6 protein-coding genes and 1 pseudogene are annotated in these 13,386 nt (G+C 55.8%); 4 read left to right on the forward strand and 3 right to left on the reverse strand.

The window, feature by feature from the left end; all coding sequences use genetic code 11:
• Positions 1-540 precede the first annotated feature (540 nt).
• The 3 genes from AB2B41_RS11850 (at position 541) to AB2B41_RS11860 (ending at position 8,379) form a co-directional block, all read left to right on the forward strand.
• Complete coding sequence (locus tag AB2B41_RS11850; protein ID WP_367878011.1) at positions 541-1,791, forward strand: hypothetical protein; 1,251 nt, start codon at positions 541-543, stop codon at positions 1,789-1,791.
• A complete protein-coding gene (locus tag AB2B41_RS11855; RefSeq protein WP_367878012.1) occupies positions 1,788-3,917 on the forward strand; it encodes a hypothetical protein in 2,130 nt (709 codons plus the stop codon). The genes AB2B41_RS11850 and AB2B41_RS11855 overlap by 4 nt, the downstream gene beginning before the upstream one ends.
• Positions 3,918-4,425: 508 nt before the next feature.
• Entirely contained in the window at positions 4,426-8,379 is a 3,954-nt protein-coding gene (locus AB2B41_RS11860; protein ID WP_367878013.1) for an Ig-like domain-containing protein, read from the forward strand.
• 368 nt (positions 8,380-8,747) lie between these two features.
• Here the strand turns inward: AB2B41_RS11860 and AB2B41_RS11865 are convergent, their stop codons facing one another.
• Positions 8,748-9,401: a VPLPA-CTERM sorting domain-containing protein gene (locus AB2B41_RS11865; protein WP_367878014.1), complete on the reverse strand. Its 654-nt coding sequence runs from the start codon at positions 9,399-9,401 to the stop codon at positions 8,748-8,750.
• Positions 9,402-9,975: 574 nt separating this feature from the next.
• Here AB2B41_RS11865 and AB2B41_RS11870 point away from each other — a divergent pair.
• Positions 9,976-10,670: pseudogene (locus AB2B41_RS11870) on the forward strand (IS5 family transposase); the annotation flags it as partial.
• Positions 10,671-10,980: 310 nt separating this feature from the next.
• Here AB2B41_RS11870 and AB2B41_RS11875 read toward each other — a convergent pair.
• Complete coding sequence (locus AB2B41_RS11875) at positions 10,981-12,993, reverse strand: type IV secretory system conjugative DNA transfer family protein (protein ID WP_367878015.1); 2,013 nt, start codon at positions 12,991-12,993, stop codon at positions 10,981-10,983.
• A 9-nt stretch (positions 12,994-13,002) separates the two neighbouring features.
• On the reverse strand, positions 13,003-13,386 hold the full coding sequence (locus tag AB2B41_RS11880) for a hypothetical protein (RefSeq protein WP_367878016.1): 384 nt from the start codon (positions 13,384-13,386) through the stop codon (positions 13,003-13,005).

The raw sequence follows: 13,386 nt of genomic DNA on the forward strand, positions 1-13,386 counted from the left end.
AGGAGAGATCATCAACGAAGACGCTGAAGCGGACCGGCTGGAAGCCGGTGGTTTATCTCCAATAGATGGAAAATCAAAGAAAGTCTCCTACGCTCAGTCCTGGTTTTGTTGAGAGACGCTGCTCGAAGAGCTCTTCATCGGTGGAACCACTCTTCTCAAGTCGCGGGTGGAATGGCAATCCTAGGGCGGAGGCCAGCGGTTTGGGCACGTCAGTTGCCGAAACCAAGAAGACCCCAATCGGCCCTCGCAGAGCGACTTCAAAGACAAGGACATAGACACCAAAGCTAGTGTCACACCATCCTATCCAAAGCTGGCTTCAATACACCGCATCTCCCCGCCGAAGACCCGATAAAGGTTGCGCAATGAAAAGATCAAGGTCAGCATACCCTTCAGCGAAGGGCCAATCGGGGACTATCGATGCCGATGGTCTTCAGGTCTGAACGGTAACAGTCCGTGTTCCGCGCACCGGCGCTTATTTGCGTACCGAAGGCACTTGGCCTCCGTTGCAATACAAAAGACGTCAGACAAAAACATGTCGTCTTGGTGGAGGACCAAATGTCTGAATTTGCCGTCGAAGGCGCCGAACTGAAGCAGATGATCCGCTTCGCCCGCAAGCAGCCTGTTTCATTTGGCGTCAATCCCGGCAAGGAGGACAAGAACACGCTGCTGGGCATGCATCGGCTCAAGGCGCCTTCCATCATCGGGAAATCAGTCAAAGCGGATGGAGAGGGCGCGAAGGTTGCCTTTGGAACTTGCGAAGTCGAGGGCAAGGTTCTCAACCTGCGCTGTGAGCGGACGCTGCCCGGCCTTGCCAAGAAGGTGAAGCGGTTTCTCAAACTGCACAAAGTCCCTCTGAATGTCGTGGTGATGGACGAAGACGGCACAGTGCTGGAGCAGGACATCGAGGAGTTGCCGGACGATCCCTCGCTTGAGGCGGAGGAGGAAGCCGCAACTTCGGACGCGCAGACAGCAGAAGCGTCGAAGGCCGCCCAGAACACGCCCGACCCCGCGGCCATGGCCCAAAAACTGAAAGCGATCCAGCAACAGCTGAAAACACTTCCGACGGCAGCCGCGGAAAAGCTGACGGCCGCTGCGGCATCTGCAGTCAAAGCGATCCGGTCGGGCGATCTTGAGACGGCCGAGGCGACCATTGGGCGCATAGAAGCCGCTCTTGCAAAACTGGCCGCCCAGGCCCGACAAGACTTGGAGCCGCTCCGGCAGCGCATGGAAGAGGCGCAAACACAGATTGATCAGATTTCTGATGACGCCAAACGCGCCAAACTGCAGGCGGCGATGGGAATGGTGGAGAAAGCCGTGGGGGACGCCAACCCACCCGCCGCCGAAAAAGCCCTGACCACGGTCGAGACGGCGCTGAAAAAGCTTGCAGCGCCCACTCCGCCTCCAACGGCAGAGATCACGGTGCTGGCTGACTGGCAAGCGGCCAAAGACGCTGTGGACGATGAGTTGCGGCTGCTGTCAGACCGTCTGCGCAAGAGCGCCATACCCGAGGTGCAGGGGGTTGCGGATGAAGTGGAAACATTGCTGTCACCGCTGCGCACGAAGATGATCACCGCGCTGATGGGGTTTCAGCAAGCGCCAACGGATGCGAAAAACAGAGATGCCGCGCTGACCGCCCTATCTGAGGCGGAGGCATGGCTTGCTTCCGATCCGCGCGTCAAAGCAATTGATGCCAATCCCTGGGGCGTGCCAGTGACCGTGTCGGCCACCTTAGGCGGGGTTCTGAGGAAACTGCAGAATGACGTCAACCGCATGGGAAGGAAAGCATCATGACCGACGCCTCGCTAAACGTTGGCAGCGCTTCTACGTCCGGGCAAGGTGAAGACGACCGCGAACCCTCGATTGAGGATGTGAATACCTTTTTGCAGGCTTTCGTCGCGCAGGCGGCCGCACCCATCACACATAACCTGGATGATATATTCGAGGCTGCTGCCAAGTCGCCCGCGGAAGCCGATTGGGAGAGCCTGAAGATCATCCTGACGCTCAACACCGTGGCCCCCCGCGATAAAAAGAAGATCCGGGAGCTGACCAAGGGCATGCTCAAGAATGACGACGGGCGCCGCCTGCTGGAAGCGGACCCCGATCTTGCCGGGTTGTTTCTTGCCGCCGGGGATCCGACGGATGACGATTACCAGGAATTTCTGGGCTCACTGGGCACAACGCGGACGGATGCGGTGGCCAACGCGATCCTCAATCTCGCGGAACGCGATTCCCGTGACCCGCGCGACCCAGAGCTCTTCGAATTCCTATCCGAGGCGATACCCGTCAGCACCTGGAACGATACCAACATGGCCCTGGGCAGTAAGCCAAGGGGGCTTGGCGCCCGCGTTTGTGCACAGCTTTTCGACAAGAAGGGATACGACGAAATCTGTGCCTTGATCGAGCTTGGTGTCGATACCACGCGTCCGGCGCTGAGCGACAAGAGCGAGGCGGGTGCCTACAGCGGCTTTGTGCGACCGCTGCAGCATATCCTGCAGGAGTACCTGCCCGATACTGCCAAGCTGGACACCGACGAGGAAGACGATCTGTCTGCTGTCCGCAAAGCACGTGCGGAAGGTGTGAAGAAGATATTCGAAAGGCTTGAAGCCGAAGATGCAGCCGTCACCCTCACGAGTTGGCAAGACATCAAGGATTCGGAATTGCTAGAAGCGTTTCAGGAAAATCCGGGCACCATCTGGGGCTTTGAAAGCATGCGCGGTCCCTACGTTCTGGCCGCGCACCAGACCGACGAAGGCGTGCGTCCGGTGCGGATGATGGAATTGTGGGAGGCGATCGAGCCCGCGCTGACGCCGGAAAACTACGCCCTGCTGCTGGAAAAGCCGAAAAAAACCATCCGGAAGCTGGTCAAGGAAGGCGTCGAGACAATCGAAGCGAATTGGACCAAGACCGAGAAGCAATTCAAGGACAAGTACGATCCGGTTCGGCGGGACAAGGACGCCTACCTCGACCGGTTCCGGGCCGATGCAACGGCGATGCTGACGGAGTTGGCCCAGCAAATCCCAGAAGGCACGTTCGTGCGCAAGCACGATGACGCCCACGGACAATTTGGGGACCAGGACATCATGCTGTCCCAGATTGCAGGCATCGATCCGGGCAAGTTCATGGGTGGCATCGCCTGCAAGGCAGGCCTATGGCTGGCAAAGAACCAGGGAACGCCGGTCTATTACTGCCTTGATGGCATCAACATGGACGATGTCGTCAACTACAAGCGCGTCAAAAACCAGGCCATCGCGGAGTTCCTAGCCCAAGGTGGGGCGACGTTGGGAGATCCCCACAGCGAAGTCATCACCATGTGCGAGGTACGCGAAATCCTTGATAATTGGGATGACTTGAAGGACACCGTGAAATTTGTGGTCAAAGGTGAGATCCTATCGGGGGACGATCTGGACAGGGATGTCGCGGGTTGGAAACGACGGATGGCCGCCGCCGACAATGCCGCTGGGCGCATGCCCGCGCCGCCGAGAACCACCTTCGACAGCGAATTGAGAGCGATTGATCCCGCTTTGCCCGGCAAGCTCGATGACGTGGCATCGAGACAGGGGCAAGATACGGCGGACAAAGACGCCCGGGATATTGTTCGGCAGTCGGGATACCTGGTGAAATTTGCACACACCCATCCCGGCTACGTGGTGAAATACCTGATGAGCAAATGTGAAATACTTGGCGCATATGGGCTCATCAGCGGGGGACTGATTGCGGTTGCCGCGGATGTCGGCCGCATGGCCGTCATGGACCCACCCGCAGCTCGAAATGAGATCAATGCCAAGGTGAAAGACGTGGCCGACCAGCTCAAACACTGCGCGAAACCTTTTCAACAGCCGCTCGCACAGGCTCTGGTCCGTCATCCCATGTTGCTGCGTTCAAACAGACTCAAAGTCCTAAAGAAAATCGCGAAGTGATCCAGAGGAATTCCACCCCGAAATTGAGCGGGGTGCGGAAATAGAACTCTCTCGAATACGTTTGAGGGAGCCATTCTGCCTGATGCAAGGCAGCAATTTTCCACTCGCGGTCGCCTGAACCGTCAAGGCCTTGTGTGGACGCTCGCGCGTCACAAGATGAGCCTCGCTCTCGCAGCAGTCCTCCGACGCAATCAGCGATGGGTAGACGCGCCATGGAGTGGGAATTCTCTCTTCTGCCGAGGGTGATAGCCCAAGTCTTCTCGGCCCCGCCCATGCAACCAAAACTTCGACCGCCGCAGGGCCATTCCCGCCACGCATTCTGAAATCACGACCCTGGAGCCCTGGGCGGTCGAGGATTTCAAAGGTCCTGTGGCAACTTCTCGGCGCTTTCCGGTCATAGTTTGAGCCCACTTTGCATGCAGAGCTGCAAGCGAAGAACGCAATACGATTCGCAATGGCCCCAGAGGCGGTGCGGCGGCTTGCAGAGAACTGACAGAGAGAAAACGTGATGCCCAGACGGTCAACCCTATTCGACGTTTCTTTGGAAGACGAAAATTCAAGCAAGCGCGCGAATGCAGCTGAGGTCGCCTCAGTATTGGGAATCGTGTCCTCGCCCGCCGCGATGGCACAAACATCGGACCCCTCTGCGGGGAGTCTTCTCGAAGATGAAACCGTCGATGACCCGACGGCCCCCTCAACGTCGGACGCGAACGCGTCGTCTGTCGATCTGGAACTGCAGGGCAGTACATCTGAAACGCCCGCATCGTCGGTGGCTCAGGAGAGTGACGCGTCCGGTATTGCTGCCGTCCACGCGAGCGGCGCGACCCTTTTCAGCGCAGATCAAGGTGCGGCGTCCAATGTCTCTCTGAACCAGGTTAAATACGCCGCTCCCGAGGAAGACACCTCCATCAACTGGGTTGCCGATCTGGTTCTCTACGAGCATACCGTACACGAAGGCGCCTGTGGCTGCAGCGGATGCTCCATGAAGCTTGAAGAGCTGACACAGGCAGCGGCCAGCTCTGACACAACAGAGGGAACGTCATCCGCCTCCGCGCCTTCGGTCCTTGGCGATCTCGCGGAGTTCTTGCAGACGGGGTATTGGAACACCGGCTATGGCGACGGCACCCGCTCTCACAATGTCACATCCTCCGGGACCGATGCCAACAACGGCGTTCTGCATTACAATCTGAGCGGCTTCAACGCAGATGCTGACGGCATTACAGCCGCCCGTGCCACTCTGGTGCGTGAAGCCTTCAAGCTCTTTGAAGCTACCCTTGGCATTCAGTTTGTGGAAACAACATCCACCGACACGAATCTTGTCGACTTCTTTTTCCGCGACAATGACAGCGGCGCCTATGCAAGCCACAGCTACTACAACAGCGGCGCCTGGGGCAGCTCGATCCACTATGCACAGATCAACGTCGCTCAATCGTGGTCGGGTGGCACATCCACATATGACGACTACACGCTGCAGACGATCCTGCACGAAATCGGTCATGCCATCGGACTAGGACATCAGGGGTCCTACAACGGCAGCGCCACCTACGGTGTGGATAACACCTTTGAGAACGACAGCTGGCAAGGCTCGATGATGTCGTACTTCAGCCAGACCGAGAACACCTCCGTCACGGGAAGCTACGAATTCCTCCAGACGCCCATGGCAGTCGACTGGATGGCCCTCGACGATCTCTACGGGCGGCAAGGCTACGGTGTCTCCAATGCCTTCACCGAGGACACCACCTGGGGGTTCAACACCACAGTGACCTCTGAGGTCAGCGATATCTGGGCAAACTGGTCCTCTTACGCCCACCGTACCGCCTCGACCATTGTCGATGGGGACGGCATCGATACGCTCGATCTCTCTGGCTATTCAAACAACACACTCATTAACCTCGCCCCCTCTGATCGAGGTGCCACCAGCCCGTCGCTTTCCAATGTGGGAGGACGCATCGGGAACCTCGCCATTGCCGAAGGCACCATCATTGAAAACGCCATCGGTGGCGCGGGATCGGAAGTCTTCTTTGGCAACGCGGCCGACAATATTCTGACCGGCAACGGTGGCAACGATACCTTCCATGACAGCGTCGGAAGCGATCGATACTTCGGTGATGCCGGCACGGACGAAGTGATCTTCGGGGCGAACTTTGCCACCTATACCATCGATATCGTCGGCGGCATTTTGCAGGTGATCAATGCCGCAATCGACTGGGTCGCAGATACGGTCGAGTGGCTGACCTTCTCAGATCAAACCCTGAGCTGGCAAGCCGTAGCAGACACAATCGGTGCGCCCAATACGGCACCAGTCGCAAACGATGATGCCTATGTTGCCATCGAAGATGAAGCGTTCAGCGCAAACGACATGCTGATCAACGACACAGATGCGGAAAATAGCGCGCTTAGCGTTGCCAGTGTCAATGGCGTCACCGTGACGGACGATCCGGCAGGCACCGAGGTTTTGCTCGCCTCGGGCGCCTCCCTAACCGTCTATGCAGACGGCACCTTCGAGTATCAGCAGAATGGGGCATTCGATGCCCTCAACGCAGGCGAGAAAGCCACTGACACCTTCAGCTATGTCGCCACGGATGGCAAAGACACATCAAACGAGGCGACCGTCACAATCTCCATCGATGGTGTCACCGACAGCCAGCCCCCGGTGGCCGCTGACGATGCCTTCACCGTTCAGGAAGACGCGCTCCTGACCGGGATGGACGTTCTCTTGAATGACACAGACCCCGATGGGGACGCGCTGACCATCACCGCAATCGCGGGCACCGCTGTTGCGACGGGCGAGACGGTGACGCTTGCCTCCGGCGCAAGCGTCACGCTCCTCGCAGGCGGTCTCCTCGAATACGCGCAGAACGGCGCCTTCGACAGCCTGGGCGAAGGGGAAATCGGCACCGAAGTCTTCAGCTACACCATCTCCGACGGCAACAAGACCAGCGATGCGGACGTGACCGTCACGGTAAATGGTGTCTTTGACAACACGGTACCAATCGCCTTGGACGATACATACACTGTGACAGAAAACACGGCACTGGACGGAAATGTCCTGAGCAACGACAGTGACCCCGACGCGGGTGCCACGCTGACCGTGACCGAAGTGAACGGGGTAAGCGGAAACGTTGGCACGCAGATCAGTCTCACCTCCGGCGCTTTGCTGACACTGAATGCCAACGGGACATTTAGCTACAACCAGAATGGCGCCTTTGACACGCTGGAAGATGGTGAAACCGCAACCGATGCCTTCAGCTACGCGATCGCAGATGGACAGGGCGGCAGTGATACCGCCAACGTGTCGATTTCCATCGATGGCGTGTCACCCCCAACCATCACGCAATCTGTTCTGGTCGATTTTGAGGGCCTGACCGCCGGTACATTCTCCGGAATCGCAGGGCTAGATTTTTATGGTCTTGAGGTCGTCACGACGTCTCAAATGAGCGGTGCCCAAGCAGGCGAAAGCAGCACCGGGCAAGTCACCATTTCCACGACGGGCGAGAATTTTGACCTCAATGCCCTTCAGGTCATTGGCGCATCGGGCCGCACCAAGATCCAAGTGCAAGCCTATGATGATGGTGTCCTTGTGGCTTCCACACAGTTGAATGCCGGCGCACGTCGCCCCAGCGACGTGACATTTGATACAACGTTCGACAGCGTCGATTGGGTTGTTTTTTCCGGTGACGGCAGCTTCTCTTTCGATGACATCTCGTTTGTAACCCGCAGCCCCATTGGGCCTGGGAGCACCCCACCGCCTGAAGCGGTAGACGACACATTCACGATCGAAGAAAGCGCAACGCTCAGTGGGAACCTGATTGCGAATGATCGCAGCGGCACAGAGAACGTTGCCGATGGCGGCGCCTTGACGTTGAGCTCCGTTGCGGGGTTGACATCAGGACCCGTTGCTCTGGTGTCAGGCGCAATTGTCACCTTTAACGCCGATGGGACATTTGCCTACGATCAAAACGGCGTCTTCGACGCTTTGTTCGATGGACAAACCGCAACAGACAGCTTTGTCTATGAGATCACGGACGGCAACGGTGGCGTCGACACCGCGACGGCGACCGTCACCATTCAAGGCATCGGGGCCGCACCCACTGAGGTTGTTCTCGATTTCGAGACTGGCCTGGTCGAAGATGGTTTCACCGTAACGGAGGCGACCCTCATGGGCGCAGGCTCCGGCGATCAGTATGCCCAGAGTGTTGGAGACAGTCTGATCCTCCAAGTCAACAACGATGGGACCTTCGATTTCGGCGGCGGTGTAGTCACGGTGGGCGGCAAAGGTCGCGTGGATGCCACCTTTACGGCCTTTGTTGATGGCGCGGCTGTCGCGACAGAAACCATCAGCCTGCGGGCAGGTAAAGAAGAGGCCGTTACACTCTCCGATCCGGCGTTTGATGCGGTTGACGCAGTCTCGATCACCGCACTTGGTGGCGTGGCCGTGGATGATCTTATCGCTTGGATCTGAAGCGTTTAGATAGGTCCTTCCCGCCTTACTAGTTAGAGCATCGGCTCTCACAGCAAGAACCGTGGCGATCGCATCATGTTCTGCGATCGCCAACCCATATCAGACATCAAAATTGTAACCGCGCGTTTTGCTGAGCGGGCAGATCGGACCTTCATCCTACGCGATCTAGCGGTTCGTCGGGCAAACCACTCCCGCTATACTACCGAAAAATGCATCAGCCCGCTGTTCAGAATACGAGTGAGCTGCCCTCGGAGAATAAGAGCAGCTGATGAGATCTGTACGGGTCGAGGCAGGTTTCTATTAGAGAAATGAAAAGGGCAGCACAACGCTGCCCAATTCGTCACTGCATCTGCTCACCAAAGATGAGATCAGGCGGCCTTCCTACGACGACGCAAGGCAAAAAGTCCGGCAAGTCCGGATATCAACATCCATCCAGCCGCAGGCAGCGGAATAGGTGTCTGGCCGTCCCCGCCAGAACCCGCTGTTCCAAACTGTTTGGCGGAATCTTCACCTAATCCAATTGATCCCCCGCGCGCCGCAAACGTTTGGTTGAAGAAAGCCGCAATGGTCAGGTCTACGCCCGATGCGGAGCCCAAAACGTCGAAATCAAAGGCAGCGTAAACGTCACCACTACCTTCGCCAGTGGTTCCAATTGCCACTCCGACATTGAATGTTTGGCCAATGTTACCGCCTTGGATGTTACTCGTGTTGCCCGCACTACCCGTTACAGGCCCAATATTGGCTATCGTCAAGTCAGAGTACGTGAAGGGCGGAAGGAGATTGAAATAAACTGCAATCACGTCACCATCATTAGGTGGTGTTCGACTCGGATCGTTGATAGCGAACGCCATGTTAACGCCACCGACAATATCTGTAATCACCACATCGGTCCGCATTGAAACGGCGCCCTGTTGATCATCTAACGTGAAACTAAGCGTCGCAGCACTTGCTACACTTGCACATAGAAACGACCCGGCCATTGCAAGAGCAGCAAGTACAAGTCCTTTAGCGCGAACATACATTTATAGACTCTCCACCTAGTCCCTTAAAAGTAGAGCATTTTCACGCCGTAACCGCAATCATTTCCATACTTTTGCCAGATTCAACCAAGGATAGAAATTGAGGCTGTTTTGGCTGTTCAGTTGTCCTTGGCCGCCAAATATTCTTTCAAGAATAGATTTTATTGCTGAATTTTCTTTCTGGTCTGAGGTCTCAGACCCAGCCCCCGTTAAGTGTAACACACTGAATCCGGTAACTTTTTTTGATCGATGCACGATTTCGAACGAGACCAAACAGTACCGATCTTAAATGCTGGGTGTGGCCAGGCTTCAATCAATCCAAAATACTTTCGCGAGAGGACCTACCCGATTTTCTCAACCTGAAGCATCCGCGAACCTTGAAACATTATATGGAAACCATGGACGCTTATGCCATCTTGGAAGAATTGTTCAAGATTTCGAAACAAAGGCTCAAGAATCAGTTTACCTTAAGCGATTCGGTTTGAACCTGAACCACCAGGGATTCCATTGAACGGGCTTTGATGCATAATTCTGGACGGGGATTCACTTCTTGAACCCAGCATGATAGCTGGAAGGCATGAGCAGCTGGACCGAAACGTAGTACAAGACCACAAGCTGATCGTCTTACAATGACAGCTTAAGGCGTCGTGGATCACTCTCGTTCTGGTTCGATCCTGAGATGGCCTGGGCACCTCCGCCGACGGTTAACCGTGGTCGACTGCAGAAATTCAGTGACGCCGCGATCCAAGCCTGTCTGAAGTTGAAGGTTTTGTTCGGGATGCCGCTCCGGCAGACAACAGGCTTTGTCGAAAGCGTGCTGAAGTTAATCAGGTTGGACTGGGCGGCACCGGATTTCAGCACCCTATGCCGCCGCCAGAGAAGGCTGAACGTCAACCTTCCGTATCGTGGCGGTACCGGCCCGCTGAACCTTTTGATCGATAGCACCGGCATCTCAAATTTGAGGGCGAAAACGAATGGAACGCACGCAAGCATGGCGGCCCCAAGCGGCGCATTTGGCTCAAGATACATATAGGGATCGACGAAGAAACGTTGGAAGTGCGTGCTGTAGAAGTCACCACCAGCAACGCCGGCGATGCACCCATGCTGCCAGAGCTACTCAACCAAATTTCACTTGGTCAGGATGTTGGATCAGTCCCTGCCGACGGGGCTTACGACACCCGAAAATGCCACAACGCAATTGCCGCTCGCAACGCTCATGCTGCCTTCCCCCCGGGAAAGAATGCCAAGCCGTGGAAGCCCACGAATGCTGGAGGCGACGAAGTCACCAATCACTCGCAGTGCTCCGGCAAAGTACCACCAGAACTCTTTGGCCATACCTGTCTTGGAGTAATTGTCGCAACAGGTCATCTCGCGAATGACGTCGATTTTCTGGCAATTTTATCCCAGACCTGGTGCAGCCTGCTCTCAGACCATCGATCACATCATATCGAATGATGTCCAATCGGACGAGAATGCTGGACATTATGAGAGCCAAGCGAGACTGCCAACAATCAGACAAGTCGTTGTCTGAGTTTGTTCATGTCGAACTCAATTTGAATGAGGTCTGACGGCCGTTTCGCGGCTATAGCAACTCAGGGTCCCCAAGCTCAAAATCACCACCACTCCGTTTGCCCGGAGGCCCCTCCCCCGAAACTGGCTTGGCGACGTTTGCGCCGACACAGTATGTCGCGCGGTTTTGTTCGATCAACCTTTCATACTGGTCGTCAGAGAGCTGCTCGATCTCTTCCATTTGACCGAACGTCACGGGGACCATGATGGCTTCAGGTGTGATGTTCTTAACAAAGCATGCAAAATTTGTGTGCTGCTGTTCCTTCTTCGCACTTAGCAAGAAGGCCTCCGTCGTTCGCATGTCATGGGCTAGTGCCCTTGCATCCTTGGCCGAGATCCCGCCAACGAATTTTGTTGTCGTGCTCGCAGCAAAACTCGCGCGTTGCTCGCGAGAAAGCTGTTCCAGATTTTGATGCGCGCAGACCAGTCCGGCCTTGTATTTGCGTGCCTGGTTGAGAATGTCTTCAATCTTGTTGTCGTTCTGAATGTAGTCCTGAACTTCGTCAATATAGGCGAATGTCGCGCGTCGCCGGTCTTCTGGGATGACCTGGCGCTGGAGGATGGCACGCGCCAACAATGCTATGAAGAACCGCCCCAAGATCGCGTTGCCGTCTGCCTGCAGAAGGTCTTTTGCGGTGTTGATCAGAATGATCTTGCCGCTGTTGATCGCCTCGAAGAAATCAAACTTGGTCTCAGTCGTCGAGAACAGCCGGTCGATCGTACTGTTCGAGATCACCCCCCAGAGCCGCGTTGCGATCTGTTGCTTGGTGTCATCAAATGACTTGTCGAAGAATTGTTGCTCGAAGAACCGACGCGAGGTCGGATCGAGCTGGTCCATGTAGTGCCGGTAGGTCTCTCCGTTTTCCATCACGTCGAGAAATGTATGGATCGTCGCGTCCGGAATCTTGAACAACAACCGCGCCAGGAACTTGAAAATAAGGCCCTGCCGTTGGGTGAGATCTGCGCCAAGGAGGGCGCCAAAGAAATACTCATAGAGGCTGATCGTCGCGTTGAAAATGCGTTCCTGATTAACCGCACTGTACGCCTGCATCTGCTCCTCGTTCAGCGCAAACATGTTGATCGCCACGGGAAACTCGACGTCGTTTGCATCAATCAAGACCAACTTATCGGCAAGACTGTCGGCCGCATCAGGATCGAAGTACTTGAGACGCGTGATCTTCCTGATCAGATCCCCCTGCCCATCGATCACCACAAGGGACCCTTTGCCTTCCTGCGCGGCCTGAAGATCCTTCAAGATGAGCGACTGGAGAAACTGCGTCTTGCCGTGGCCGGTACCTCCCAGGACATGTGTGTGCTCAAATCGGACGGGCAGCGGCACGTATGTCTTCGACTCGACCGTTGCGAGCAGAACGTCCCCGACAACAGTTTTCCCGAGATACTTATGCACAAGAGCCTCAGGATCTCCGCGACCCTGCTTCAAGTCTGCAAAGTCCGGCATGGCATCGCGAGTAACCCCTGATCCCCGTATGCCAAGCATCGCACGACAGATTTCGTGGATTTTCAAATGCGGGTTGGCAGCCCGTGAAAGCAGTGTTTTCTCGCTGACGTAGACCTCACCCACAAAGTCCGGGTTCCCGTCGATTTCTTGGAGCGTGGGCAGTAAAGGAATAAGTGCATTCAGAAGCGGGCGCGTGCTTTCCAACCAAGCATCGTGCTGTCGCTCAAAGTCAGCAACTTTTGCTCTCTCGGCCGCCGCGTTTATTCGGATGCCACGATCAATTTTTGAGATCAAAGCGTCTATAGCCTTCGAAAACCGCTCAGTAGCAACCGGGCTGTAGATCCGAAGGATGGTCAGCATCTTGGCAAGGTAAAGACCATGTCCGAACTCAATCGTTCGGTCGAGCTCTTCCCGCGCATATTCGAGCACGAACGATAGAAGACTGACGCCTTCTACACCATCATCCTTGTTCGTCTCAGCTAGCTTTTCCTTAACGGAAACGGCGTATTGTCTCAGAGGCGGCTGACTGGGCCCAGCGGCAACGTTCTTTAGAAAGGACCATACCACGCTGGTGTCTTAATCTCGCTTTGCCAGTTCTTCCACCAGATCGAGGACAATTGTCTTTTCAACATCATAGTTCTTCAGCACTTCAAGATGGGCTTGAACCTGACGGCAATTCTCCAAGCACTCTTGTTCTTTTTCATACATCTGGCCAACGCTACCGACGACATGCTCCGCACCACCACTTCTGATCGCGTCCTGAATGCGTATCCCGTCAAAATTCTTATCGAACTCATCTCGATCCAGGTAGGACATTGTCAAAACGCAGTTATGGACGCCACTCGATGGAAAAACCACTTCCTCTTCTGGCGTCAGCTGGATCTGGCACTTGACGAAGCGTTCGGTGGTGCCGCCAAGCAGCCCCCTTGCGCGCTCTCCGGTTGTGATTGTGACCTTCAT

Origin of the sequence: Sulfitobacter sediminis, from assembly GCF_040811725.1 — a bacterium.
GTDB classification, from domain to species: domain Bacteria; phylum Pseudomonadota; class Alphaproteobacteria; order Rhodobacterales; family Rhodobacteraceae; genus Sulfitobacter; species Sulfitobacter sediminis.

Coding starts and splice junctions, on each gene's coding strand:
- AB2B41_RS11855 (WP_367878012.1), top strand. CDS start 1,788: ATGACCGACGCCTCGCTAAACGTTGGCAGCGCTTCTACGTCCGGGCAA.
- AB2B41_RS11860 (WP_367878013.1), top strand. CDS start 4,426: ATGCCCAGACGGTCAACCCTATTCGACGTTTCTTTGGAAGACGAAAAT.
- AB2B41_RS11865 (WP_367878014.1), bottom strand. CDS start 9,401: ATGTATGTTCGCGCTAAAGGACTTGTACTTGCTGCTCTTGCAATGGCC.
- AB2B41_RS11880 (WP_367878016.1), bottom strand. CDS start 13,386: ATGAAGGTCACAATCACAACCGGAGAGCGCGCAAGGGGGCTGCTTGGC.